The organism is Citrobacter freundii complex sp. CFNIH9 (assembly GCF_002903305.1).
Taxonomy (GTDB): Bacteria; Pseudomonadota; Gammaproteobacteria; order Enterobacterales; family Enterobacteriaceae; genus Citrobacter; species Citrobacter portucalensis.
Map to the genome: position 1 here is coordinate 4,647,111 of NZ_CP026238.1, position 25,983 is coordinate 4,673,093.

The 25,983-nt window shown below is 51.8% G+C and carries 21 protein-coding genes; 14 read left to right on the top strand and 7 right to left on the bottom strand.

Annotated features, from left to right (window positions below; translation table 11 throughout):
* Positions 1-53: 53 nt before the first annotated feature.
* Both fumA and C2U43_RS23480 read left to right on the top strand, forming a co-directional pair.
* A complete protein-coding gene (gene fumA, locus C2U43_RS23475; RefSeq protein ID WP_008786974.1) occupies positions 54-1,700 on the top strand; it encodes a class I fumarate hydratase FumA in 1,647 nt (548 codons plus the stop codon).
* Between the two features lie 147 nt (positions 1,701-1,847).
* Positions 1,848-2,471: a DUF2238 domain-containing protein gene (locus tag C2U43_RS23480; protein WP_103285867.1), complete on the top strand. Its 624-nt coding sequence runs from the start codon at positions 1,848-1,850 to the stop codon at positions 2,469-2,471.
* Between the two features lie 20 nt (positions 2,472-2,491).
* Here the strand turns inward: C2U43_RS23480 and C2U43_RS23485 are convergent, their stop codons facing one another.
* From C2U43_RS23485 to melA, 3 genes are all read right to left on the bottom strand, one after another.
* Complete coding sequence (locus tag C2U43_RS23485) at positions 2,492-2,746, bottom strand: SemiSWEET transporter (protein WP_032942140.1); 255 nt, start codon at positions 2,744-2,746, stop codon at positions 2,492-2,494.
* A 2-nt stretch (positions 2,747-2,748) separates the two neighbouring features.
* Entirely contained in the window at positions 2,749-4,179 is a 1,431-nt protein-coding gene (gene melB, locus C2U43_RS23490) for a melibiose:sodium transporter MelB (protein ID WP_103285868.1), read from the bottom strand.
* Between the two features lie 92 nt (positions 4,180-4,271).
* A complete protein-coding gene (gene melA, locus C2U43_RS23495) occupies positions 4,272-5,627 on the bottom strand; it encodes an alpha-galactosidase (RefSeq protein ID WP_008786970.1) in 1,356 nt (451 codons plus the stop codon).
* 269 nt (positions 5,628-5,896) lie between these two features.
* Here melA and melR point away from each other — a divergent pair, with 269 nt between their 5' ends.
* From melR to pmrB, 7 genes are all read left to right on the top strand, one after another.
* Positions 5,897-6,829: a transcriptional regulator MelR gene (melR, locus tag C2U43_RS23500; protein ID WP_003826756.1), complete on the top strand. Its 933-nt coding sequence runs from the start codon at positions 5,897-5,899 to the stop codon at positions 6,827-6,829.
* A gap of 237 nt (positions 6,830-7,066) precedes the next feature.
* On the top strand, positions 7,067-9,334 hold the full coding sequence (gene adiA, locus C2U43_RS23505; RefSeq protein ID WP_020996085.1) for an arginine decarboxylase: 2,268 nt from the start codon (positions 7,067-7,069) through the stop codon (positions 9,332-9,334).
* 314 nt (positions 9,335-9,648) lie between these two features.
* Positions 9,649-10,410 carry an AraC family transcriptional regulator gene (locus C2U43_RS23510; protein WP_008786968.1) on the top strand — a complete coding sequence of 254 codons (762 nt, stop codon included), beginning with the start codon at positions 9,649-9,651 and terminating at the stop codon, positions 10,408-10,410.
* A gap of 127 nt (positions 10,411-10,537) precedes the next feature.
* On the top strand, positions 10,538-11,875 hold the full coding sequence (gene adiC / locus C2U43_RS23515; RefSeq protein WP_003031853.1) for an arginine/agmatine antiporter: 1,338 nt from the start codon (positions 10,538-10,540) through the stop codon (positions 11,873-11,875).
* Positions 11,876-12,021: 146 nt separating this feature from the next.
* Complete coding sequence (gene eptA, locus C2U43_RS23520; protein ID WP_048215101.1) at positions 12,022-13,659, top strand: phosphoethanolamine transferase EptA; 1,638 nt, start codon at positions 12,022-12,024, stop codon at positions 13,657-13,659.
* A 4-nt stretch (positions 13,660-13,663) separates the two neighbouring features.
* Positions 13,664-14,332: a two-component system response regulator PmrA gene (gene pmrA, locus C2U43_RS23525; protein ID WP_008786966.1), complete on the top strand. Its 669-nt coding sequence runs from the start codon at positions 13,664-13,666 to the stop codon at positions 14,330-14,332.
* 9 nt (positions 14,333-14,341) lie between these two features.
* Positions 14,342-15,415 carry a two-component system sensor histidine kinase PmrB gene (gene pmrB, locus C2U43_RS23530; RefSeq protein WP_103286022.1) on the top strand — a complete coding sequence of 358 codons (1,074 nt, stop codon included), beginning with the start codon at positions 14,342-14,344 and terminating at the stop codon, positions 15,413-15,415.
* Here pmrB and pmrR read toward each other — a convergent pair.
* Both pmrR and proP read right to left on the bottom strand, forming a co-directional pair.
* Positions 15,409-15,498, bottom strand: a complete 90-nt coding sequence (gene pmrR / locus C2U43_RS23535) for an LpxT activity modulator PmrR (RefSeq protein WP_003826741.1) — start codon at positions 15,496-15,498, stop codon at positions 15,409-15,411. The genes pmrB and pmrR overlap by 7 nt on opposite strands.
* A gap of 464 nt (positions 15,499-15,962) precedes the next feature.
* Positions 15,963-17,465, bottom strand: coding sequence for a glycine betaine/L-proline transporter ProP (gene proP, locus C2U43_RS23545; protein WP_003826737.1), 1,503 nt, complete (start codon positions 17,463-17,465; stop codon positions 15,963-15,965).
* A 699-nt stretch (positions 17,466-18,164) separates the two neighbouring features.
* Between proP and kdgT the strand changes: the two genes are divergently transcribed.
* Entirely contained in the window at positions 18,165-19,163 is a 999-nt protein-coding gene (gene kdgT, locus C2U43_RS23550; protein WP_003826735.1) for a 2-keto-3-deoxygluconate transporter, read from the top strand.
* A 30-nt stretch (positions 19,164-19,193) separates the two neighbouring features.
* Here kdgT and C2U43_RS23555 read toward each other — a convergent pair whose 3' ends face one another.
* A complete protein-coding gene (locus tag C2U43_RS23555) occupies positions 19,194-20,087 on the bottom strand; it encodes a diguanylate cyclase regulator RdcB family protein (RefSeq protein ID WP_048227455.1) in 894 nt (297 codons plus the stop codon).
* On the bottom strand, positions 20,084-22,441 hold the full coding sequence (crfC, locus tag C2U43_RS23560) for a clamp-binding protein CrfC (protein ID WP_103285870.1): 2,358 nt from the start codon (positions 22,439-22,441) through the stop codon (positions 20,084-20,086). Before crfC ends, C2U43_RS23555 begins: the two co-directional genes overlap by 4 nt.
* A gap of 541 nt (positions 22,442-22,982) precedes the next feature.
* Between crfC and C2U43_RS23570 the strand changes: the two genes are divergently transcribed.
* The 4 genes from C2U43_RS23570 (at position 22,983) to phnD (ending at position 25,868) form a co-directional block, all read left to right on the top strand.
* On the top strand, positions 22,983-23,318 hold the full coding sequence (locus tag C2U43_RS23570) for a zinc ribbon domain-containing protein YjdM (RefSeq protein WP_003031835.1): 336 nt from the start codon (positions 22,983-22,985) through the stop codon (positions 23,316-23,318).
* Positions 23,319-23,457: 139 nt separating this feature from the next.
* Positions 23,458-23,907: a VOC family metalloprotein YjdN gene (yjdN, locus tag C2U43_RS23575; protein WP_032942129.1), complete on the top strand. Its 450-nt coding sequence runs from the start codon at positions 23,458-23,460 to the stop codon at positions 23,905-23,907.
* A 132-nt stretch (positions 23,908-24,039) separates the two neighbouring features.
* The gene (gene phnC, locus C2U43_RS23580) at positions 24,040-24,828 is read left to right on the top strand and encodes a phosphonate ABC transporter ATP-binding protein (protein WP_003826726.1); all 789 of its coding nucleotides are present in this window, start codon (positions 24,040-24,042) and stop codon (positions 24,826-24,828) included.
* 23 nt (positions 24,829-24,851) lie between these two features.
* Positions 24,852-25,868: a phosphonate ABC transporter substrate-binding protein gene (gene phnD, locus C2U43_RS23585; protein ID WP_103285871.1), complete on the top strand. Its 1,017-nt coding sequence runs from the start codon at positions 24,852-24,854 to the stop codon at positions 25,866-25,868.
* Positions 25,869-25,983: the final 115 nt, after the last annotated feature.

A 25,983-nucleotide genomic window follows, 5' to 3' on the forward strand; every position in this document is an offset into this window, starting at 1 on the left:
GAAGACACAGAGAATTTTAAAATTCCTGAAAAAAATGAAAAGGCTGGAAGCAAATGTCAAAAGTTGAATTCACTTACCAGGCGGCTTTCCCACTGGGGGAAGACAAAACTGAGTACTACCTGCTGACATCCGATCACGTCAGCGTCGGCGAGTTTGAAGGCGAAACAATCCTGAAAGTAGCCCCTGAAGCACTTACGCTACTGGCCCAGCAAGCCTTCCACGATGCCTCCTTCATGCTCCGCCCAGAACACCAACAGCAAGTCGCCTCAATTCTCCATGATCCCGAAGCCAGCGAAAACGATAAGTACGTGGCGCTGCAGTTCCTGAGAAACTCCGAAATCGCCGCCAAAGGCGTGTTGCCAACCTGCCAGGACACCGGTACGGCAATCATCATGGGTAAAAAAGGTCAGCGTGTTTGGACCGGCGGCGGCGATGAAGCGGCGCTCTCCAAAGGCGTATTTAATACCTATATCGAAGATAACCTGCGCTACTCGCAAAACGCGGCGCTGGATATGTACAAAGAAGTGAATACCGGCACCAACCTGCCCGCACAGATCGATCTGTACAGCGTGGACGGCGACGAATACAAATTCCTGTGCGTGGCCAAAGGCGGCGGCTCAGCCAACAAAACCTATCTGTATCAGGAAACCAAAGCGCTGCTGACTCCCGGCAAACTGAAAAACTTCCTGGTTGAGAAAATGCGTACGCTGGGTACCGCAGCCTGCCCGCCGTATCACATCGCATTCGTTATTGGCGGTACGTCAGCGGAAAGCACCCTCAAAACGGTGAAGCTGGCCAGCACACACTACTATGACGCGCTGCCGACTGAAGGCAATGCTCACGGCCAGGCGTTCCGCGATCTGCAACTGGAACAAGAACTGCTGGAAGAAGCGCAGAAACTCGGCCTTGGTGCTCAGTTCGGCGGGAAATACTTCGCACATGATATCCGCGTGATCCGCCTGCCTCGCCACGGCGCGTCCTGCCCGGTTGGCATGGGCGTTTCTTGCTCTGCAGACCGTAACATCAAGGCCAAGATCAACCGCGAAGGGATCTGGATTGAAAAACTGGAACATAACCCAGGTCAGTATATTCCAGAATCTCTGCGCCAGGCGGGCGAAGGCGAAGTGGTTAAAGTTGACCTTAACCGCCCAATGAAAGAGATCCTCGCCCAGCTCTCTCAGTACCCGGTTTCTACTCGTCTGTCACTGAGCGGTACTATCATTGTTGGTCGTGACATTGCCCACGCGAAGTTAAAAGAACGTATTGAGTCCGGCGAAGGTCTGCCGCAGTACGTGAAAGATCATCCGATCTACTACGCGGGTCCGGCCAAAACACCTGCAGGCTACCCGTCCGGTTCTTTAGGTCCAACCACCGCGGGTCGTATGGACTCCTACGTTGACCTGTTGCAGTCTCACGGCGGCAGCATGATCATGCTGGCAAAAGGTAACCGTAGCCAACAGGTGACTGACGCCTGCCACAAACACGGCGGCTTCTACTTGGGCAGCATTGGTGGACCGGCAGCGGTACTGGCGCAGCAGAGCATTAAGCATCTGGAATGCGTGGAATACCCGGAGCTGGGTATGGAAGCTATCTGGAAAATCGAAGTAGAAGATTTCCCGGCTTTCATCCTGGTCGATGACAAAGGCAACGATTTCTTCCAGCAAATCGTCAGCAAACAATGCGCTAACTGCGCGAAGTAACCCATTCGGCCCGGCACTGGACTGGCACTAAATTTTTGGCGTCAGTCCAGCGATCCCCCCGGGCCAACTTTATCCCCCCATTTACTGGTATTGAATTTTTGCCGTTCACAGGGAATAGTGACCTTTTCCATTACGTGTGAATTCGCAATGCTCCGCACTCTGAACCCCACAATCTTGCGCACCGGCGCATTGTTCCTGGCGCTGATTCTTATCTACACCGGTATCTCTGCCTCGGAGAAAATCACCTGGCTGATGGAAGTCACGCCAGTCATTATTGTCGTCCCGCTGTTGCTGGCAACCATGAAGCAGTACCCATTGACGCCGCTGCTTTATACGTTGATTTTCTTGCACGCCATCATTCTGATGGTAGGCGGGATGTATACCTACGCCAAAGTCCCCGTCGGTTTTCAGGTTCAGGAATGGCTGGATCTCAGTCGAAACCCCTATGACAAGCTGGGCCACTTCTTCCAGGGGTTGGTACCAGCCCTGACGGCAAGAGAGATTTTAGTGCGCGGCAATATTGTCCGTGGTCGTAAGATGCTGGCATTTTTGGTCTGCTGCGTAGCACTGGCGATTAGCGCAATGTATGAACTGATCGAATGGTGGGCTGCGCTGGCAATGGGACAAGGTGCGGATGACTTCCTTGGCACGCAGGGTGACCCGTGGGATACCCAGTCGGACATGTTCTGCGCCCTGCTCGGTGCGTTAACAACGGTCCTCGCACTGGCGGGCTGGCACAATCGGCAGTTGAAAATGGCCGGAGAGCGCTAACGCTTCTCCGGCAATCTACGCTACCTACTGCGATACTTGATAACCAGAATCGGCAAGGCGAACAACAGTGTCAGAAAGTTCGCCATACTGACGGCAGTATCTTCAATCAATAATCCGTAAATCAGCCACAAAACCAGCCCGCACACAAACATCACATACATCAAACCGGAGATGCCTTGTGTGTTGCGGGTGGTAATAACCTTAATGGCTTGCGGCAAGAAAGAGAGCGTCGTCAGGCTGGCCGCCAAATATCCAATCAACGAATGCCATTCCATCGCTATGCCTTCACATCGCCTGGAGCCACTACCGCAATAGCCGGGATATCCGGTTGCTCATGGTGCTGCGGCACCTTGCGATACTTATCCAGTAAATGGATCTGGATCCTGCGCAGGGTGTCGCCATTCAGTCGATAAAAGCGGAAATACAGGACTAAGGTCATCACAAAAAAGAGTGCGGGTAGCGCTATCATAATAAACTGCATGCCAACGATGGTTTCGGCAGACTGCGCGACATTTGGCGCGTAATTAATCACCCCGAGTATCAACGCGATAAAGAAAGCGGCAAATGCTGACCCACCTTTTACCACCATTGTCTGCACCGAATAAGCGATACTTTCACAACGAACATTAAGTTTGTATTCGCCGTAATCAACGGTATCTGCCACCATAATGACCTGCAACACCCAGAAAAGCGCAGAACCAATATTCAGTAAAACACCCGCTATAACAATCAGTAAGATATTATGGAAATCTGCCAGCGCCATCACCAGTAGTACGCTACAGCTAAGCACCGGCAACACCGATGCCCCAGCCCACAAGATCCGTCGTGACAACGCGTTTACCAGCCGAGGAAAGAAAATCAACGTCAACAGGTTTGCCGCACCTGCGTAAGACATGTAGTACGGGAAGAGACTTGCATCGCCAATGACGTAGGTAAAATAGTAAATGGCAAAGCCAGCAATGATATTGGATGCAATATTGTAAGCCAGTGCCATACCTAACAGGCAGGATAGCTGGTCATTTTTATAGATAAGCCCAACGATCGCTTTCAACCCAATACGGCTGCTGTCTGCCGTGGCCTCACTGCCTGACGAATAAACCTCATGCACATTCCGTAGCGTCACAACGGTGGAAACGATAAAGAACGCGATGAGAATTAGCGTAAACATCTGAAAACCAAAACCACGATCGGCTCCGCCAACATAGCTCACAAAAGGCAGCGTCACGCCTGCGGTAACAAACCCAGAAAGGCTGGCAAAGAAACGGGGGTACGGCACCAGTTGTTCACGCTCGCGTTTATCCAGCGTAATGGTTGGCACCAGTGACCAGAATGGAATATCCATAATGGTGTAGGTCATTCCCCATAATATATACGTCACGCAAACAAATACGACCTGCGCAGTACCCTCAAAAAGATGTGCGCTAAAAAGCAAAAACAGCACCAATGAGTTCGCCAGCGTACCGAGCAAGATCCAGGGTTTAAATTTCCCCCAGCGCGATCGGGTGGCGTTCACAATCCAGCCCATAATGGGATCGTTTACCGCATCCCAAATCCTTGCCGCCAGGAACAACGTTCCGACCAGCCCCACCGATAATCCCACCACGTCGGTGTAGTAATACATCAGGTACATGTACACAATACCGATGGCGAAATCCTTACCAAACGCTCCAAATCCATAACTGAGTTTTGTTGTCAGAGATATGCTCATAGGGTATCGGGTCGCTGTTACCAGCGCCCGCCTTCTGTAAGAGGAAACGTCAGAGGTTAAACGCCGGATACAATGCCCGGCGTGATTGTGTATTAACGGTGCAGCCAGGCCGGCAGCCAGTCGCCGTGAGACGCGATCAGGTCGTCCACCAGCGCATAAATCTCTTCAATCCCCAGTACCGCGGCGGTATGCGGATCCATCATCGCTGCGTGATAAACGCGATCGCGATTCTCCGTCAGGATGGCTTCCGTTAGCAGGGTCTGAACATTGATATTGGTTTGCATCATGGCCGCCAAATGTGACGGGAGAGTCCCGACTTTCGTTGGCTGAATACCATTTGCATCGACCAGACAAGCGACTTCAACGCAGCAGCCTTGCGGCAGGTTATCGATCAGATTGTCATTGCGAACGTTGCCATACACGACGCTCGGTTCACCGGTCCAGATAGCGTTCATGATAGTGCTGGCATATTCGCGCGACGGTTTAATGTCGATCCGCTCAGCCGTTTTGTACTCTTCCAGCTCTTTTTTCCAGTTCGCCAACTGTTCCACACAACGTTTCGGATATTCATCCAATGGCACCTTATAGCGCTCAATCAGATCTTCACGCCCCGGTTTGATAAACCACGGCGTATATTCGGCGAAGTGCTCCGACGATTCGGTGACGAAATACCCCAGTTTTTTGAACATTTCATAGCGCACAATGTTCTGGCAACGGGTATTTCCGTGAATATTTGGTTTCGGCGCCTGACCGGATTCATAGGCCGCCAGCAGCTCCGGGTAGAGATTTACATAGGCACCGTCCGCCGTTTTGCGCTCCAGCTCCAGATAAAACGCCATATGGTTGATCCCGGCACTGCGATAGCGCAAAGAAGCAGGGTCGATGTTCAGATCGCGGGCCAACTCCTCCGCCGTCCCCTGCACCGAATGACACAACCCAACCTGCTTAATATGCGGATAGCGCGCATACATTGCCCAGGTGTTCATTGCCATCGGGTTAACGTAGTTAAGCATTGTGGCCTGCGGACAAACTTCGGTCATATCCTCACAAATCTGCCATAAATGCGGGATGGTGCGCAGCGCGCGCATAATACCGCCCGGCCCCAGCGTGTCGGCAATCGTCTGCTCCAGACCATGGCGTTTACACACCGTAAAATCGGTGACGGTACAAGGTTCATAGCCGCCAATCTGGAAAGCGACCACCACAAAATCGGCATCCTGTAATGCTGCTTTTTGATCGGTATAGCAGGTGATTCGTCCAGACGCGCCCGCAGAATCCATCAACTTGCGCACAACAACGTGTGACTCTTCCAGACGCGTAGGATCGAGATCCATCAAGGCGATATGCGCAGATTTAAGCGCATCGCGGTGAAAGACGTCCCCAAGAATATTTTTGACGAAAATCGTGGAACCGGCGCCGATAAAGGTAATTTTGGGTGCAGACATCATGACTCTCCAGAACATTAGTGAACACAGTCATGGTGGCACAGCGCATAGATGAAAACCTCCGACTTCCCTGCTGAGCATTCCCATAAACTCAGATCATCACTCTGCGCCCTATTGGATCTGAGTTTATGGGACAAAATTACCCAAAAAGCAGAGTATGCGGCCGCAAAATGTCGCTATGCTCAATGGTAACGGTCCAATTTGTGTCCTGATTCTCAGCCTTAATACGTGTTAAATGACATGATTCTGATAATTCAGGAAATGGAGCAACCATGAGTACATTACCGACATCGCCTCTCCCTCCCGATCCGCACATGTGCAGTAGCGATGAAGAACAAACCCGCAGCCCGCTATCGCTGTACTCAGAATATCAACGGATGGATATCGAGTTGCGCTCACCGCATGCTATGCCTGCCAGCCACTGGCATGGGCAGGTGGAGATCAATGTTCCGTTTGATGGTGACGTCGAGTACCTTATCAACAACGAAGTCGTGCAGATAAAACAGGGACACATCACGCTATTCTGGGCCTGTACACCGCATCAGCTCACGCGTCCTGGTAGCTGCCAAAGTATGGCTATCTTCAATTTACCGATGCACCTTTTCCTCTCCTGGCCGCTGGATCGCGAGCTGATCAACCATGTTACCCATGGAATGGTCATCAAATCGCTGGCGTCGCAGCAGTTGAGCACCTTTGAGGTTCAGCGCTGGCAACAGGAACTGAGCAACCCGAACGAACAAATTCGCCAGCTCGCCATTGATGAAATTGGTCTGATGCTCAAACGGTTTAGCCTTTCCGGCTGGCAGCCTATCCTGGTCAATAAAACCTCGCGGACCCACAAAAACAGCGTGTCGCGGCACGCCCAGTTTTACGTCAGCCAAATGCTGAGCTTTATTGCCGACAACTACGATCAGGCGCTCACCATCAACGACGTCGCGGAACACGTGAAGCTCAACGCCAACTACGCGATGGGGATTTTCCAACGCGTAATGCAACTCACCCTGAAGCAGTACATCACGGCAATGCGGATCAATCACGTCCGCGCATTGCTTAGCGATACCGATAAAACCATTCTCGACGTTGCGTTGACCGCCGGATTCCGATCCAGCAGCCGTTTTTATGACACCTTCAGCAAGTTTGTCGGCATGTCGCCGCAGCAGTACCGCAAACTGAGCCAGCAGCATCGGCAAACAATCGCTGGTTGATATCATTCGGCAATATCAGTATCAGCCAAAAAAATATTCCCCCTGTCGATAAACGGCGGTGAAAAACCGCCAACAAGCAAACATAACCCACTGTTTAAAAACAAATTAAACACAAATCAGCCTATTTTTTACCCGCTTTACAGCCCATTTTGACAGGATAATACTTGCCTGCGTCACATTCATACGGTGTGTCTGCAATTCATAGATTGCAACCTTTCCACAACCGGGTAAAAGATGATGAAAGTATTAATTGTTGAAAGTGAGTTTCTGCATCAGGACACCTGGGTCGGTAGCGCTGTCGAACGTCTGGCTGACGCATTAAGCCGCCAAAATGTTACCGTCATTAAGTCCACCTCATTCGACGATGGTTACGCAATCCTCGCCGCCAATGAAGCCATTGATTGTCTGATGTTCAGCTATCAAATGGAACAACAAGACGAGCACCTGAACGTCAGGCAATTGATCGGCAAGCTCCACGAGCGCCAGCAAAACGTACCTGTTTTCCTGCTGGGCGATCGCGAAAAAGCCACCGCATCGCTGGATCGCGACCTGCTGGAGCTTGTCGATGAATTCGCCTGGATTCTGGAAGATACCGCAGACTTTATCGCCGGTCGCGCCGTTGCGGCGATGACCCGCTACCGCCAACAACTTCTGCCACCGCTGTTCAGCGCGCTGATGAAGTACGGCGACATCCATGAATACTCCTGGGCAGCTCCGGGTCACCAGGGCGGCGTCGGATTCACCAAAACGCCGGCCGGTCGTTTCTACCATGATTACTATGGTGAAAACTTATTCCGTAGTGACATGGGTATTGAACGTGCATCGCTCGGCTCGCTGCTGGATCATACCGGCGCGTTTGGCGAGAGCGAAAAATATGCCGCCCGCGTGTTTGGCGCTGACCGCTCCTGGTCCGTAGTGGTCGGGACTTCCGGCTCTAACCGCACCATCATGCAGGCTTGTATGACCGATGATGACGTCGTGGTGCTGGATCGTAACTGCCATAAATCCATCGAGCAGGGGCTGATCCTCACCGGGGCAAAACCGGTGTACATGGTGCCGAGCCGCAACCGGTACGGCATTATCGGGCCTATCTACCCGCAGGAAATGCAGCCTGAAACATTGCAGAAAAAGATCAGCGAAAGCCCGCTGACCAAAGGTAAAGCCGGGCAAAAACCGTCTTACAGCGTTGTGACCAACTGTACCTACGACGGTGTTTGCTACAACGCCAAAGAGGCCCAGGACCTGCTCGCGCAAACCAGCGATCGCATCCACTTCGATGAGGCCTGGTACGGCTATGCTCGCTTCAACCCAATTTACGCCGATCACTACGCCATGCGTGGCGCGCCGGGCGATCATAACGGTCCTACCGTTTTTGCCACCCACTCGACCCACAAACTGCTGAATGCGCTTTCTCAGGCATCTTACATTCACGTTCGTGAAGGTCGTGGGGCCGTGAACTTCTCCCGCTTTAACCAGGCGTACATGATGCACGCCACTACCTCTCCGCTGTATGCCATCTGCGCCTCAAACGACGTGGCGGTTTCCATGATGGACGGTAACAGCGGCCTGTCGCTCACCCAGGAAGTGATCGACGAAGCGGTCGATTTCCGTCAGGCCATGGCGCGGTTGTACAAAGAATTCACCGCCGAAGGCGACTGGTTCTTCAAACCATGGAACAAAGAGATTGTGACCGATCCGCAGACCGGCAAAACCTATGACTTTGCCGATGCGCCAACCCAACTCCTGACCACCGACCAGAACTGCTGGGTAATGCGCCCCGGTGAATCCTGGCACGGATTTAAAGACCTGCCGGATAACTGGAGCATGCTGGACCCGATCAAAGTCAGCATTCTGGCACCGGGGATGGGCGACGATGGTGAACTGGAAGAGAACGGCGTACCGGCTGCACTGGTCACCGCCTGGCTTGGCCGTCACGGCATCGTGCCGACCCGTACCACCGATTTCCAGATTATGTTCCTGTTCTCCATGGGGATTACCCGCGGGAAATGGGGCACACTGATCAACACGTTGTGCTCTTTCAAACACCATTACGATGCCAATACCCCGCTGGCACAGGTAATGCCAGAACTGGTTGAGGAACATCCAGACACTTACGCCAACATGGGCATTCACGATCTGGGCGACACCATGTTCGCCTGGCTGAAAGAGAACAACCCTGGCGCACGTCTTAACGCGGCCTACTCCGGCCTGCCTGTTGCTGAAATCACCCCGCGTGAAGCTTATAACGCGATAGTCAGCGATAACGTTGAGATGGTGGCCATTGAAAATCTGCCGGGTCGTATAGCCGCGAATTCCGTTATTCCTTACCCACCAGGAATTCCGATGCTGCTGTCCGGGGAAAACTTTGGCGACGCCAATAGCCCGCAGATTAGTTATCTACGTTCGTTGCAGTCCTGGGACCACCACTTCCCTGGATTTGAACATGAAACCGAAGGAACGGAAATTATTGACGGTGTGTACCACGTTATGTGCGTGAAAGCATAATGTCGTTTTATAGATAGTCCGATGTTTAAGGTAGACATGTCATGCTTGAGTAATTCCTGAGTATTGCTGCAAAACAATAACATTGTCATACCTTTTTGCGCGGGACCACCCCGCGCTTTTTTTATACGCAAATAGCGCCTTTCCACTTGCGTACAAAAATGTGTACATAAGAAAAATCCCGCCAAACATTGTAATTAATTTCAGACACGTTATTTTATTGCAGTCCTGGTTTCATCATACAATTTCAATTTAGCCGATTTGGCTCATCTGATGTTGAGCTACGGTGTTTTATGTTCATATTCCTGGAGTTGGGTATGAGGCTTTGCAGCAAAGAAGCTTGTGTTGTTGTATTAACGGAGAAGGATGTTTGGTTAAGGATTAACGGTAAAGAAGCCATCAGTTTAAAAGCTAATCATATGGCGCTGGTGGCATGCGATAATAATATTATCGATTTCTCATCACTTAATAACGCATTGGTCGTACATATCAGCCGCGATATCATTAAAGATTATCTGCGCTTTTTAAATAAAGACCTTTCACAGATCCCACTCTGGCAACGCAGTGCCAGCCCAGTGATGACCGCCGCGTGTCTGACGCCGGATGTCTTCAGGGTGGCAGCCCAACACAGCGTAATGGACACAGTGAACGAAGCTGAAAGAGAGCGTACGCGCTCGCTACTGTTCACGGTGTTATCACGCTTTCTCGACAGCAAAAAGTTTATTTCTTTGCTCATGTATATGCTGCGCAACTGTATCAGCGATAGTGTTTATCACATTATTGAGAGCGATATACATAAAGACTGGAATTTAAGCATGGTTGCCAGTTGCTTATGCCTGAGTCCCAGTTTGTTAAAGAAAAAGCTCAAAAGTGAAAATACAAGTTACAGCCAAATAATTACCACATGTCGCATGCGATATGCCGTCAATCAATTACTGATGGACGGCAAAAACATTTCTCAGGTCTCTCAACTGTGTGGATATAACAGTACCTCATACTTTATCTCCGTATTCAAAGAGTTCTATGGGATGACGCCTCTGCATTATGTGAGTCAACATAGGGAGCCATCCGCCGCCTGATTTTTAATCAGTTAGCGATAAGCCATAATAATATCAGCATTAGCGATACCCCAGCTCCGTCATCATTAAATAGACTTTTGACGAGGTATGATAAGGCGTCATTTATCCTTATCAGGAGTTAAAAAATATGTCGACGGATGCTGATGCTCACAAAGTGGGCTTAATCCCCGTCACCCTTATGGTGTCGGGGAATATTATGGGTTCCGGTGTATTCCTGCTACCCGCAAACCTTGCGTCAACTGGCGGGATTGCAATCTACGGATGGTTGGTCACGATTATCGGTGCTCTGGCACTGTCGATGGTGTACGCCAAAATGTCGTCCTTAGACTCCAGTCCCGGTGGTTCTTATGCTTACGCCCGCCGCTGCTTCGGTCCTTTTTTGGGCTACCAGACCAACGTGCTGTACTGGCTGGCCTGCTGGATTGGTAACATCGCCATGGTGGTCATTGGCGTCGGTTACCTGAGCTACTTCTTCCCCATCTTAAAAGATCCGCTGGTCCTGACGCTGACCTGCGTCGTAGTGCTGTGGATCTTCGTATTACTGAACATTGTCGGACCGAAAATGATCACCCGCGTGCAGGCCGTCGCAACGGTACTGGCACTGGTGCCAATTGTCGGGATTGCCGTCTTCGGCTGGTTCTGGTTCCGCGGTGAAACCTATATGGCAGCCTGGAACGTCAGCGGCATGAACACCTTCGGCGCGATTCAAAGCACTCTGAACGTCACCTTGTGGTCATTTATCGGGGTGGAAAGCGCCTCCGTTGCGGCTGGCGTGGTTAAAAATCCCAAACGTAACGTACCTATCGCCACCATGGGCGGCGTGCTGATTGCCGCTGTTTGCTACGTGCTCTCCACCACCGCAATCATGGGTATGATCCCTAACGCGGCGCTGCGTGTATCAGCCTCTCCGTTCGGTGATGCCGCACGTATGGCGCTGGGTGACACCGCTGGGGCGATAGTTTCCTTCTGTGCTGCTGCCGGGTGTCTTGGTTCTCTGGGCGGCTGGACGCTGCTTGCCGGGCAAACCGCCAAAGCCGCAGCCGATGACGGCCTGTTCCCACCAATTTTTGCCCGCGTGAACAAAGCCGGTACGCCAGTGGCCGGGTTAATTATCGTCGGCATCCTGATGACCATCTTCCAGTTCAGCAGCATGTCGCCGAACGCAGCAAAAGAGTTTGGTCTGGTCTCTTCGGTCTCCGTTATCTTCACCCTGGTGCCGTATCTGTATACCTGCGCCGCGCTGCTGCTGCTCGGCCATGGCCACTTTGGTAAAGCACGCCCGATGTACTTACTGGTGACCTTTATCGCCTTTGTCTACTGCATCTGGGCGGTTGTCGGTTCCGGCGCCAAAGAAGTGATGTGGTCGTTCGTCACGCTGATGATCATCACCGCGCTGTACGCACTGAACTACAACCGGATCCATAAAAACCCGTATCCATTGGATGCACCAGTGAACAATAACTAACTTAAGCAATCGTCATTGCCCGATGGCGTCAGTTCATCGGGCCTCCGCTGCCTCGCTGATATTCGAGAAATCAACATTAAGAACTTAAGGTTGGCTTAACTTTACTTTGAGAGGATTTGCGCCACTTAGTCGATGGAACCCCCTTAATGTTAAAGCTCTTGTTTAAAAGGCCCACTCTCGGGCTAATCAGCTGGCTCCTGCTGATCTCATTTTATCTTGCGACCTTCCTGAACATTGCGTTCTATAAACAAGTGCTGCAAGACCTGCCTCTGGACTCTGTGCGTAACGTGCTGGTGTTTTTATCAATGCCGGTGGTCGCGTTCAGCGTCATGAACATCGTGCTGACGCTGGCCTCATTCCTGTGGCTTAATCGCCTGGTGGCGTGCATTTTCATTCTGGTTGGTGCATCGGCCCAATATTTCATCATGACCTACGGCATCATCATCGACCGCTCGATGATCGCCAATATGATGGACACTACGCCCGCCGAAACCTTTGCTTTGCTGACGCCGCAAATGCTCATCACGCTCGGGGTGAGCGGCATTCTGGCCGCGCTCATTGCCTGCTGGGTAAAAATTAAACCGATCACGCCAGTTATGCGCAGCGTACTGTTTCGTGGCGCGAACATTCTGATCTCCGCCCTGCTGATCGTGCTGGTCGCTGCGTTCTTCTATAAAGATTACGCCTCACTGTTTCGCAACAACAAAGAACTGGTGAAATCCCTCAGTCCATCCAACAGCATTGTGGCGACGTCATCCTGGTATTCACACCAGCGACTGGCCCACCTGCCGCTGGTGCGCATTGGCGAGGATGCACATCGCAATCCGTTGATGGTGAAAGAAAAGCGTAAGAACCTGACGATTGTGGTTCTCGGCGAGACCTCGCGCGGCGATAACTTCTCGCTGTCAGGCTATTCGCGCCAGACCAACCCGCTGTTGGAAAAAGATGATGTGGTCTATTTCCCCCGCACCACATCCTGCGGAACGGCAACGGCAGTATCAGTACCCTGCATGTTCTCGGATATGCCACGCGCGCACTACGACGAAGAACTGGCACAGCATCAGGAAGGCGTACTCGACATCATTCAGCGGGCGGGAATTAACGTTCTGTGGAACGATAACGACGGCGGCTGCAAAGGGGCTTGCGACCGGGTTCCACACCAGAATATGACTAAGCTGAACCTGCCAGGGCAGTGTATTGACGGTGAATGCTACGATGAAGTCCTGTTCCACGGGCTGGAAGAGTACATTAATAACCTGCAAGGCGACGGGGTGATTGTGCTGCACACCATCGGCAGCCACGGTCCGACCTATTACAACCGCTATCCTGCGCAGTTTAAGAAATTTACGCCAACCTGCGATACCAACGAAATCCAGACCTGTTCGCAGCAACAGTTGGTCAATACTTACGACAACACCATTCTTTACGTTGACTATATTGTTGATAAAGCGATCAATATACTGAAAGAGCATCAGGACAATTTCACCACCAGCCTGGTGTATCTTTCCGATCACGGCGAATCCTTAGGGGAAAATGGCGTCTATTTGCACGGCCTGCCGTATTCGATTGCACCAGATACGCAAAAACATGTGCCGATGCTGCTGTGGCTCTCCGAGGATTATCAGCAACGCTATCAGGTCTCTCAGACATGTTTGCAAAAACGGGCAAGCTCAGAAGACTTCTCGCAGGATAATCTCTTCTCAACTCTGCTGGGATTAACGGGCGTGCAAACACAGAAATATCAGGCGGCAGATGATATTCTGCAACCCTGCCGGGGAGGCTAAACGAATGAAAATTCTGATTGTTGAAGACGATACGTTGTTATTACAGGGACTGATACTTGCTGCGCAAACAGAAGGCTACGCCTGTGATGGCGTGTCAACCGCCCGTGCAGCCGAGCAGTGTCTGGAGACCGGACATTACAGTCTGGTTGTTCTGGACCTGGGCTTGCCGGATGAAGACGGCTTGCACTTCCTGACCCGCATCAGACAGAAGAAATACTCTCTCCCCGTGCTGATCCTCACCGCCCGTGACACGCTCAAAGACCGGGTCAGCGGGCTGGACGTGGGTGCCGATGACTATCTGGTCAAACCGTTCGCACTGGAAGAACTGCACGCCCGCATCCGGGCACTTCTGCGTCGCCACAACAATCAGGGTGAAAGTGAATTAATTGTCAGCAATCTGACGCTGAATATCGGTCGTCGCCAGGTGTGGATGGACGGACAAGAGGTTATCTTAACGCCGAAAGAATACGCGCTCCTGTCGCGTCTGATGCTCAAGGCAGGCAGTCCTGTTCACCGGGAAATTCTGTATAACGACATCTACAGTTGGGATAACGAACCGTCGACCAATACGCTGGAAGTGCACATTCACAATCTGCGCGATAAAGTGGGGAAATCACGTATCCGCACGGTCAGGGGATTTGGCTATATGCTGGTCGCCACTGAGGAAAGCTAAGTGAAGCTGCTGCAATATCTAAAACGACCTCTCCCTCTTCGCCAACGGTTAATACTGACGATCGGTCTAATTCTGCTGGTCTTTCAGCTCATTAGCACCTTCTGGTTGTGGCACGAAAGTACCGAGCAAATACAGTTATTCGAACAGGCGCTGCGCGATAACCGTAACAACGATCGCCACATCATGCATGAGATCCGCGAGGCTATCGCCAGCCTGATCGTCCCCGGCATCTTTATGGTCAGCCTGACGCTGCTAATTTGCTACCAGGCGGTGCGACGTATTACCCGCCCTCTGGCAGATCTGCAAAAAGAGTTAGAGGCGCGAGCAGCCGATAACCTGGCCCCGATTGAAATTCACAGCTCAACCGTTGAGATCCAGGCCGTTGTCTCAGCGCTCAATGACCTGGTAACGCGGCTGACCAGCACTATTGAAAACGAACGTTTATTTACCGCCGATGTCGCCCACGAACTGCGCACACCGCTGTCAGGCGTTCGCCTGCATCTGGAATTATTATCCAAAACCCATAAGGTCGACGTTACGCCGTTGATTGCCCGCCTTGATCAAATGATGGACAGCGTATCGCAGCTGCTGCAACTCGCCCGCGTCGGACAGTCGTTTTCGGCCGGGAGCTACCAGCATGTCAAACTGCTGGAGGACGTTATTCTGCCCTCCTACGATGAACTCAGCACCATGCTGGACCAACGTAAACAGACGCTGCTCCTGCCACAAAGCGCGGCGGACGTTGTCGTGCGTGGCGATGCTACGCTGTTGCGGATGCTGCTACGAAATCTGGTGGAAAACGCGCATCGTTACAGCCCGGAAGGCACCCATATTACGATTAGCCTGAACACCGAGCATGATGCCGTCCTGGCCGTCGAGGATGAAGGGCCGGGCATTGATGAAAGTAAATGCGGGGAGTTGAGTAAAGCATTCGTCCGTATGGACAGCCGTTTTGGTGGGATTGGGCTGGGGCTGAGCATTGTCAGTCGCATCACCCAGTTACATCACGGGCATTTCTATCTGCAAAATCGCCAGGGAGCCAGCGGCACTCGCGCATGGGTGGAATTGGCGAAAGATCAGTAAGAGCTCACCCACACATACAAAAAGCTGCTGACGATCAGCACGCTGCACACGGTGGTCAAACTTTCATAAATACGGGTTTTCATGACACTCTCCTCCGAAACTATGGAGGAGAGTTTGCCTGACACAGATTAAGCCAACCTTAAGTTGATATCATAAGACACCTTATCCGGCCTACTGAGTACAACACTGCCCGTAGGCCTGATAAACGTAGTGCCATCAGGCAATAACACGAATACCCAGGCCATGCGCCGGATGGCGGCTAGAGCCTTATCCGGCCTACTGAGTACAATGCTGCCCGTAGGCCTGATAAACGTAGTCTCATCAGGCAATAACACGAATGCCCAGTCCATGCGCCGGATGGCGGCTAGCGCCTCATCCGGCCTACTGAGTACAACGCTGCCCGTAGGCCTGATAAACGTAGTGCCATCAGGCAATAACACGAATGCCCGGGCCATGCGCCGGATGGCGGCTAGCGCCTTATCCGGCCTACTGAGTACAACGCTGCCCGTAGGCCTGATAAACGTAGTGCCATCAGGCAATAACACCGTTACTCTTCAATACGCGGATGCTGCTGCACCAGACGCGTGCGCTTAACCTGTAGCTCAGCAATTTCCTGATCGATATCTTCGATTTTCTGTTCAATGTTATCGTAGTGTTCGCCGAGGATCTCTTTCGCTTCCTGAATATCCGAAGCAGCAGGTGTCGCTCCTTTCAGCGGCTGATTAGCCGTCTCTTTCATGGTCACGCCGGTAATTAAACCTACTACCGCAATCACCATCAGATAATAAGCAGGCATCATCAGATTCTGCGAGCTTTCCACCAGCCATGCGGCCAATGTCGGAGTCAGACCGGCGATCAATACCGAGATATTAAACGCGGCGGCCAGCGCACTGTAGCGAATATGCGTCGGGAACATCGCCGGTAACGTTGACGCCATCACCCCGGTAAAGCAGTTGAGGATCACCGCCAACATCAGCAACCCGGCGAAAATCAGGCCGATAACATTACTGTTAATCAGAATAAATGCCGGAATCGCCAGCACAAACAGCGCAATACTGCCCATGATCACAAACGGACGACGCCCGAAACGGTCGCTGAGCAATCCCATAATCGGCTGCACAAACAGCATACCAATCATGATGGCGATAATAATCAACACGCCGTGGTCTTCAGAATAATGCAGGTTATGCGACAGATAGCTCGGCATATAGGTGAGCAGCATGTAGTAGGTGACGTTGGTAGCAATCACCAGACCAACACATGCCAACAAGCTGCGCCAGTGCTTAGTCGCAATCTCTTTAAACGAGACCTTAGGACCTTCCTGCAGACCCTGACGATCGCCCTGCTCCAGTTTATCCACGTGCTGCTGGAACGCCGGCGTCTCTTCCAGCGCATGGCGCAGGTACAAACCAATCAGCCCTAACGGTAGCGCCAGGAAGAACGGAATACGCCAGCCCCACTCAAGGAAGTTATCCTCGCCGACGATAGTTGAGATCAGGACCACCACGCCCGCGCCCAGCACAAACCCGGCAATCGAGCCGAAGTCCAGCCAACTGCCCATAAATCCGCGCTTACGGTCTGGCGAGTACTCTGCGACAAAAATCGATGCCCCGGTATACTCTCCGCCGACCGAGAACCCCTGCGCCATCTTACACAGCAACAGCAGAATCGGTGCCCAGATACCAATTGAGGCATACGAGGGAATAAGACCGATACAGAAGGTACTGATCGACATGATCACGATGGTGATAGCGAGTATCTTCTGACGACCGTATTTATCGCCGAGCATACCGAAGAACAATCCGCCAAGCGGTCGAATCAGAAAGGGAACAGAGAAGGTGGCGAGTGCGGCAACCATCTGCACGCTGGGGTCAGCCCCCGGGAAGAACACTTTACCTAATGCGTAAGCAACAAATCCATAAACACCAAAATCGAACCACTCCATCGCATTACCTAACGACGCTGCGGTAATGGCTTTTCGCAATTTACCGTCATCAATGATGGTAACGTCGCGCAGCGTTATCGGTTTTATTTTTTTCCTTTTTAGCATACTCGTCCTCATAGACTTAGCCCTGTCACGCTCCAGTTCGAGTCCCCTAACGCCCATGCGTCAGGGTCATCACCGAGCGGGGAATGCACAGGCGCATTCCCTGTAACAAGCGTAGCAGGTTTACTTACACTGACGAGAAACGCACAGTACAACCGAACCTGTTGACGCCTGATTGGGCGGTTAATGACCTCTTTACCCTAACAGCGTTTAAATTTGTGATCAACTTCACATATAGTTTTTCATTTCGTCAACATGCGTAAATTAGGTCATTCTTAGTCAGCTTTTTTACATGTAATGCTTGCGATTTACTGACAATTAAATACAAGAATAAATCGCTTTATTGCTCCAACAATCACAGCGGTCACTATTATTCTGCTAGCAAAAAAACCACCTAATCCCTTCACAAAAAGATCACAGCTTTTTTAATAATCAGAGCGACCGGGAATTTTTGCGCGGAATATGTGATGAAGATAACTAAAACATCGTTTTATTTTGATTGAATCAATGTTCCTGTGAATGCAAACTAATTCCAGACGCAATATCCCTGGGAGCAGCAACACGCTCAACGTATGCCGCGTTAGATTTTATAAAACAAAGAGATAGCGATTTTCTTTGTTAAGAAATACCAGCAACCATTTGAATTTATTAATTTTTACCCTCTTGCGCGAGTTTTAGCAGCGACAAGACATGAGGACGTTTATGAAAATTAAAGCCACGATTGAACGTATCCCCGGCGGAATGATGTTGATTCCTCTGTTATTAGGCGCAGTGTTAAATACGTTAGCTCCGGATACCGGTGCGTATTTCGGTTCGTTTACCAAAGGAATGATCAGCGGAACGGTACCGATTCTGGCAGTGTGGTTTTTTTGTATCGGCGCATCTATTGATTTGCGGGCAACCGGTACGGTATTACGCAAGTCCGGTACGCTGGTAATAACCAAAATAGCCGTGGCGTGGGTAGTGGCAATGATTGCTGCTTCATTTATTCCTGATACCGGTATTCAAACCGGGTTCTTTGCAGGCCTCTCAGTTTTGGCAATTGTCTCCGCAATGGACATGACCAACGGTGGTTTGTACGCCAGCCTGATGAACCAGTACGGCACCAAAGAAGAGTCCGGCGCATTTGTGTTGATGTCTCTGGAATCCGGTCCGTTAATGACCATGGTGATCCTCGGCTCTGCGGGTCTGGCCTCCTTCGAGCCACACCATTTCATCGGCGCGGTATTACCGTTCCTGATTGGCTTTACGTTGGGCAACCTGGATCACGACCTGCGTTCTTTCTTCAGCAAAGCCACACCGGTGCTGATCCCGTTCTTCGGCTTCGCGTTGGGTAACACTATTAACCTGAGCGTGATCGTTGATACCGGTCTGCTGGGTATCCTGCTGGGTGTCGCGGTTATCGTCATCACCGGTATCCCGCTGATTATTGCTGACCGTGTTATTGGTGGCGGGAACGGTACGGCAGGCGTCGCAGCCTCTTCAGCAGCAGGCGCTGCGGTAGCAAACCCGGTGATTATCGCCCAGATTAACCCGGCGTTCGAACCGGTTGCCGCATCCGCTACGGCGCTGGTTGCCGCCAGCGTAATTGTCACCGCCATTCTGGTGCCGATTATCACCGCGCTGTACGCCAAACGTTTTAATAAAAACCTGGTCGCCAACGAAGCGGTGGCCACCCCGGCAGACTCTCTACACCACTAAACCTGCCATTATCCTACTCACCAGCCCTGCTCAATTGACGAGCAGGGTCGGTGCAAAAATCTCCTCAACCATCGCATCGACCAGCCGCTTTGCCGAACACAATCGCGGCATGCCCAGCGCCACATTTTGCCAACGCTGCGTCACCGACCAGCTTACCGGATGACGTTGCGCATCGCACCAGCTCCCCAGCCAGCTCAGCATATCGTTATACTCGCCCGATCCGCCGACAGCTGGCGTGCTGAGCCAATGATGATAGTAATGACGCGTAGCAGGCGCTGCATTCACGCTATCCGCCAACGCCTGAGCCGCCATGGTTCGCAGGTTGTCTTTTAGCATTAACACCACATCGGCATTCGCTAACCGGCAGGCATCACCAAAAGCACCCCAACGTAGCTCCTCCAGCGCGACAAAACACCGTCCTGGTAACGACCAGCCGTCATACGCGCCAGCCCGCCAGCGGGTAAAAATTTGTTCGCTATGCTCACCCGCCTGAACCGTCAGGCCGCGCTGGGTCAGCGCCTTCTCTTTATACGCCGCGCGTTGGGTAAACCAGTCAGTCAGTGAATTTATTTGCTGTAAAAGACCGGGGGTTGAAAGCCCACGCGGGTGTTCTGTTTGTTGCAAAAACATCAGCCCTTCGGCGATCCGTACCAGCGCCAGATGACCCGGGTCAATCATGCCTGCCAGCTTCTCCACCAGCTTAAGGCGCATCACCAGATGCTCGCTGGACACTCCCGCCATCACCCACGCACGCAGTTGCGTTTGGGATAACACTTCCTGCGTCAGACGCGCACGCAGCCGCTTCTGCTGTTGCAGAAAACCGCCGGAACGTTTGGTTTCATCTCCCTGAACCAGATCGACCATAAACTTCGGGTAGACACACTCCAGCGTCCTCCCGGGGCCTTCCAGTAAAACGTTAGTCATGTGTGCTCGGTTGCAAAAAGGGTATTGATATCGTCACGCAGCAATCGGGAATCTTCATAAAGCCATGCCGCAATCGTAATGCGCTGCTGCAATTGCTCATTCATTGCATTCACCGCCGATTCATTTTGTTGGCGTAGCGTCAGGCTCTCACTCAGACTCGCCTGCAATTGCGCCAGGCACAGAGAGAAATCAGCAAAAAATGTGGCCATGCCAGCCGTAACGGAGATATCGACCTGAGCAGCTAAAGCTTTACGAATTTGTTGGCAAAACTGGGAGACGTACTGCACAAGGTTTTTATGCAATGCGCCCATATCAATGAGATAACGCGTTTTTGTTTCGACGTAATCATTCCATCCCCAATTGGGTTGATTTAGCCAACGAGAGAAAGTGTCACGCACCACACCGCCAGTAGACGGCGCATTTTCTGCCGGGATATCCTGCTCAATGGCCTCGTTAAACAATTGGCGGGTATTGAAATTAAACATCGCCGTATGGAACGCTGGAAAACGGATCCGCGCACGAAAACCGGCGTGGTTTAGCTCCTCTTTCACCCTTTGCTCAATTGGCCGCATCGCGTCATTTAGCGCCCGGGAGAGAGTCGACTCAAGCTGTTCAAAACGCAGGGCTAAGTCCCGGCTGATGCTTTCCTGCGCCGCCAGCAATACCCCCTCACAGGATGAGCGAATTTTATCTAACACAATTTTCGCCTGCCCTTCATCATGCAGCACCAACATCTCTCCGGCCATTTCTGCCGTATTCACAGCATTCCCCAGACCGTGTTGTGACATCATCAGGACGTTTTCTTTGACAAAGAACGTGTTGATACCGCAAAGAATCTCAGTCTGTTGCTCACTGAGATAGGCAGCGGCAGCCTCCAGCGCCAGTTCTACTTCATGGCTGACTTCATCGCTCACCCGCCCCTGACTCACTTCTAACTGCTGCATATCCTCTTCAATATGCGTGATGTTCAGCTGCAGTTTGTCATAGGCGACCGTTAACCCGTGGGCGCGAAATTCCAGATATTCGTGCACGCTTTGTGCATAGTTCAATAACTTATGTGACGCAGAGCGAAGCGCATACAACGAAGCATTAGCATAAGCGGCGTGGATCACTTTCTGGATCGGCTGTTCAAACAGCGAGTCTTCCCACAACAGGTCGGCGGCATGGCGGATGTGTTCCGTATCGTCAAGATCGGTGGTGCGCCAGCGTCTGCCAAGCGCCGCTTCGGCAAAATCCTGCACCCAACGTTGCTCCTGATGATCCGGCAGTCGCCCGCGCGTCGTCAGCTCATGACGCGCCCTGTTCGCCAGATAGCCCCACATTGAGGAGACCGGATAAATTCTTTCAGGGGCGATTCCGCCTTGCATCAATGTGCCGGAAATCAACGCCCGCACCTGGTCTTCATCGTCACTGTTGCGGTCTTTCTGATCGAACTTGTTCACCAGCGCATACAGCGGAACTGACTTGCCGACCGCCATAATCGCCTGACGCACTTCCTCATCGGAAATCGATTTCAGTTGGGTGTAATCCAACACCGCCAGCACCGCAGAGGCCCGCACCAGCTGTTCATTGAGCATTTTTTGTAAGTGCGGTTGTCCTGCCTCGTTCGGCCCCGGCGTATCCAGCAGCGTTAATTGCCCTGGGTAGCTTGCCTGTCCGGCCAAATGGACAAACTCAACTTCAATAACCGGAATATGCTCAATCGCGGCATAGGCGGCAAAAGGAAAATCAACGTCCAATGCTTTTGACAGGCGCACCAGGTCGTTCAGGCTTTTAAGGCAATGGAAAATAGGCTGTGCGCCAAGATAATACCGTTCAAATGCCACACCATTTTCAATATGTTGCAGCAGGACATTCATATCCTTGTCAATTTCCAGGGTCTGCGTAAGACGCAGGCGATCGCACTCGCGCACGCGCTGCTGCAAAACCTTCATTAAGGCATCGATCGGCGCGACATGTGAAAAATGCAGCACCGGCTCTTTCTGCCCCGGCGTATGGCGTATTAGCGTTGGTAACGCCGTCATGGGGCGATTACGATTAGGTAACACCTCTGTCCCCACAATCGCGTTAATCGTCGTCGATTTTCCCGCTTTCATCGTGCCAACAATCGCCAACACCATTTCCAGACGCGTAATCTTGCGCAGCTCATTATTGAGCGTTGCTTGCTGGACATCCATGCCACGCGCGCTGAAATGCAGGGGCTGAACAACCTGACTGCTATGCTCTCCTTGTTTTAGCGCGACATCATCCAACGACGTCATAGGCAATTTTTGCAATTGCCTGAGATGTTCAAGCGAGAGCATCAGCAAGCGTTCCGCTTCCTGACTTAATTCATATATTGTCTGTGTGTGCATGGAAAATTTTTCCTTAACGCAAATGGCATTGCTTTTATTTAGCCCAATCGTTTTATTTATAGATTTTTTGGCTTTTATAATTACGTATAGAAATAATTAAAATCAAAACAACCAATTGATATTATTAAAATAAATTTGGTGTATAACCGCTGGCCTGATGCCTCTCACTTATGAAAATAAGTAAGAAAGATAGACAGCGTAGTTCAGTTTTAAAAAATGCCAGCGGAATCCCCCTACTAAATTTAAGGGGTTCAATGATATTCAATCACAATGACTTAGGCATCTCTAAGCAATGTTACCTATGAATATCAGATATTTCGCCTCACCTTATCTTAAATATCTAAGCGTAGCAATTTCCCTTAAAAAATATTCCGCCATACTTTCATTGAGGTGAAAGCAGAGGGTCTTTACAGCAGATCATTTTGCGTAATCGCGCAGTAGTCCCGACAAATGCAGGGATTTTATGTATAATTGCGGCCTTTTTCGGCAATCTGCCATTTTTTGGGCGCATTTGCCCCTGCTGACTTTTGAGGAAATCCACATGTCATTACCACACTGCCCGCAATGCAACTCCGAATACACTTACGAAGATAACGGCATGTTCATCTGCCCGGAATGCGCTCACGAATGGAACGATGCTGAACCGGCGCAGGACAGCGACGAACTGATCGTTAAAGATGCCAACGGCAACCTGCTGGCTGACGGCGACAGCGTTACCGTCGTGAAAGACCTGAAGGTAAAAGGTAGCTCTTCCATGCTGAAGATTGGTACCAAAGTGAAAAACATTCGTTTGGTTGAAGGTGACCACAACATCGATTGCAAAATCGATGGCTTTGGCCCAATGAAGCTGAAATCTGAGTTTGTGAAAAAGAACTGATGCAATTTGCCTGATAGCGCGACGCTAATCAGGTCAACACCAGCTCATCTGCCAGGCGGGAAGCTCATACTTCCCGCCTGGTTTATTTTTGCAGACGCTAACTACACTTAATTGGCTTCTTTTACCTGAGGTAAAGATTATGCCGTTAAGTCCCTATATCTCCTTTGCAGGCAACTGCGCTGACGCTATCGCCTACTATCAAAAAACGCTAGGCGCTGAGCTACTCTACAAAATCAACTTCGGTGAAATGCCCAAATCGGCGCAGGATAGCGAAGATGGTTGCCCTTCAGGCTTGAAATTCCCCGACACCGCCATCGCCCACGCCAACCTGCGCGTTGCGGGCAGTGACATCATGATGAGCGATAGCGCCCCGGACGGAAATGCTCACTACTCTGGCTTCACGCTGGTGCTCGACACGCAAAACGTCGATGAAGGCAAACGCTGGTTTGATAATCTGGCAGCAAACGGAAAAATCGAAATGGACTGGCAGGAAACCTTCTGGGCCCACGGTTTCGGTAAAGTGAGCGACCAGTATGGCGTGCCGTGGATGATCAACGTTGTCAAACAACAGCAACCCCCTACAGAGTAATCTAACGGGAGGCCAGCCCTCCCGTACTGTCATCAAATAGCGCTCAACTCTTCATCGTCGAGTAACCATCCCTTAACGAAAACGTCACATTGATCCGCCACGATGGGGCCACTTTTTTAGGGAGGCCGCATCATGCAAACGATTATTCGCGTCGAGAAACTCTCCAAGTCCTTCAATCAACATCAGGCGCTCAATGCGGTTGATCTGAACATCTGTTCCGGCGAGATGGTGGCTCTGCTTGGGCCGTCTGGCTCCGGCAAATCCACCCTTTTACGTCATTTAAGCGGTTTGATCACCGGTGATAAATCCCCCGGCAGCCGCGTCGAGCTGCTGGGCCGCACCGTTCAACATGAAGGCCGCCTGGCGCGCGATATCCGCAAAAGCCGCGCCCACACCGGCTACATCTTCCAGCAGTTCAATCTGGTGAACCGCCTGACAGTGCTGGAGAACGTCCTGATTGGCGCGCTCGGCAGCACACCGTTCTGGCGTACCTGTTTTAGCTGGTTTAGCCAGGAACAAAAACAGCGTGCATTACAGGCGCTGACCCGCGTGGGCATGGCGCACTTTGCATACCAGCGCGTTTCCACGCTTTCGGGCGGTCAGCAGCAGCGCGTTGCAATCGCCCGCGCGCTGATGCAGCAGGCCAAAGTGATCCTCGCCGATGAGCCGATTGCTTCGCTGGACCCGGAATCCGCACGCATCGTGATGGACACCCTACGCGATATAAACCAGACCGACGGTATCACCGTGGTCGTCACGCTGCATCAGGTGGATTACGCCCTGCGCTACTGCGAACGCATCGTCGCGCTGCGCCAGGGCAACGTCTTCTTTGATGGCAGCAGCCAGCATTTTGATAACGATCGTTTTGACCATCTCTACCGCAGCATGAACCGCGTCGAACAGAACGCGCAGGCTGCCTGACATCCCCACAATGAGGAATGGAAATGAGCTATAAGACCGTTGCCGCGCTGGCCTTCACCAGCATGTTTAGTCTCAGCACACTGCTCACCCCGGCCCATGCCGAAGAGCAAGAAAAAGCGCTGAACTTTGGCATTATTTCGACCGAATCACAGCAAAATCTGAAACCGCAGTGGGAACCGTTCCTGAAGGACATGGAAAAATCACTGGGCGTGAAAGTGAACGCCTTCTTCGCCCCGGACTACGCCGGGATCATCCAGGGAATGCGCTTTAACAAAGTTGATATCGCCTGGTACGGCAACCTCTCGGCAATGGAAGCGGTGGATCGCGCTAACGGGCAAGTGTTTGCCCAGACCGTCGCCGCCGACGGATCCCCAGGTTACTGGAGCGTGTTGATCGTTAACAAAGACAGTCCAATCAATAACCTGAACGATCTGATCGCCAAACGTAAGGATCTGACCTTCGGCAACGGCGATCCCAACTCAACGTCAGGCTTCCTCGTCCCCGGCTACTACGTCTTCGCCAAAAACAACATCTCCGCCAGCGACTTCAAACGCACCGTTAACGCCGGACACGAAACCAACGCGCTGGCCGTCGCCAACAAGCAGGTCGATGTCGCCACCAACAACACCGAAAACCTCGACAAGCTGAAAACTTCTGCACCGGAAAAACTGAAAGAGCTGAAGGTGATCTGGAAGTCGCCGCTGATCCCGGGCGATCCGATCGTCTGGCGTAAAAACCTCTCCGAAACCACCAAGGACAAGGTGTACGACTTCTTTATGAATTACGGCAAAACGCCGGAACAGAAAACCGTACTGGAACGCCTGGGATGGGCACCGTTCCGCGCCTCCAGCGATCTGCAACTGGTGCCGATTCGCCAGTTGGCACTGTTTAAAGAGATGCAGGGTGTGAAGGACAACAAAGGGCTGAACGAGGAAGAGACAACCAGCAAAACCTCGGCATTGAAAGCGCAGCTCGATGACCTTGACCGTCTGACCGCCGCACTGGGCGCTATGACCAGCGTCACCAAAGCGGTGCAGTAAACCTGGTGACCAAATTGTAGGCCTGATAAGCGCAGCGCCATCAGGCAATGCAAGGGATTCCATGCCGGATGGCGGTGCCAGCACCTTATCCGGCCTACAACAGACCCGAAACATC

Coding starts and splice junctions, on each gene's coding strand:
- fumA (WP_008786974.1), top strand. CDS start 54: ATGTCAAAAGTTGAATTCACTTACCAGGCGGCTTTCCCACTGGGGGAA.
- C2U43_RS23480 (WP_103285867.1), top strand. CDS start 1,848: ATGCTCCGCACTCTGAACCCCACAATCTTGCGCACCGGCGCATTGTTC.
- C2U43_RS23485 (WP_032942140.1), bottom strand. CDS start 2,746: ATGGAATGGCATTCGTTGATTGGATATTTGGCGGCCAGCCTGACGACG.
- melB (WP_103285868.1), bottom strand. CDS start 4,179: ATGAGCATATCTCTGACAACAAAACTCAGTTATGGATTTGGAGCGTTT.
- melA (WP_008786970.1), bottom strand. CDS start 5,627: ATGATGTCTGCACCCAAAATTACCTTTATCGGCGCCGGTTCCACGATT.
- melR (WP_003826756.1), top strand. CDS start 5,897: ATGAGTACATTACCGACATCGCCTCTCCCTCCCGATCCGCACATGTGC.
- adiA (WP_020996085.1), top strand. CDS start 7,067: ATGAAAGTATTAATTGTTGAAAGTGAGTTTCTGCATCAGGACACCTGG.
- C2U43_RS23510 (WP_008786968.1), top strand. CDS start 9,649: ATGAGGCTTTGCAGCAAAGAAGCTTGTGTTGTTGTATTAACGGAGAAG.
- adiC (WP_003031853.1), top strand. CDS start 10,538: ATGTCGACGGATGCTGATGCTCACAAAGTGGGCTTAATCCCCGTCACC.
- eptA (WP_048215101.1), top strand. CDS start 12,022: ATGTTAAAGCTCTTGTTTAAAAGGCCCACTCTCGGGCTAATCAGCTGG.
- pmrA (WP_008786966.1), top strand. CDS start 13,664: ATGAAAATTCTGATTGTTGAAGACGATACGTTGTTATTACAGGGACTG.
- pmrR (WP_003826741.1), bottom strand. CDS start 15,498: ATGAAAACCCGTATTTATGAAAGTTTGACCACCGTGTGCAGCGTGCTG.
- proP (WP_003826737.1), bottom strand. CDS start 17,465: ATGCTAAAAAGGAAAAAAATAAAACCGATAACGCTGCGCGACGTTACC.
- kdgT (WP_003826735.1), top strand. CDS start 18,165: ATGAAAATTAAAGCCACGATTGAACGTATCCCCGGCGGAATGATGTTG.
- C2U43_RS23555 (WP_048227455.1), bottom strand. CDS start 20,087: ATGACTAACGTTTTACTGGAAGGCCCCGGGAGGACGCTGGAGTGTGTC.
- crfC (WP_103285870.1), bottom strand. CDS start 22,441: ATGCACACACAGACAATATATGAATTAAGTCAGGAAGCGGAACGCTTG.
- C2U43_RS23570 (WP_003031835.1), top strand. CDS start 22,983: ATGTCATTACCACACTGCCCGCAATGCAACTCCGAATACACTTACGAA.
- yjdN (WP_032942129.1), top strand. CDS start 23,458: ATGCCGTTAAGTCCCTATATCTCCTTTGCAGGCAACTGCGCTGACGCT.
- phnC (WP_003826726.1), top strand. CDS start 24,040: ATGCAAACGATTATTCGCGTCGAGAAACTCTCCAAGTCCTTCAATCAA.
- phnD (WP_103285871.1), top strand. CDS start 24,852: ATGAGCTATAAGACCGTTGCCGCGCTGGCCTTCACCAGCATGTTTAGT.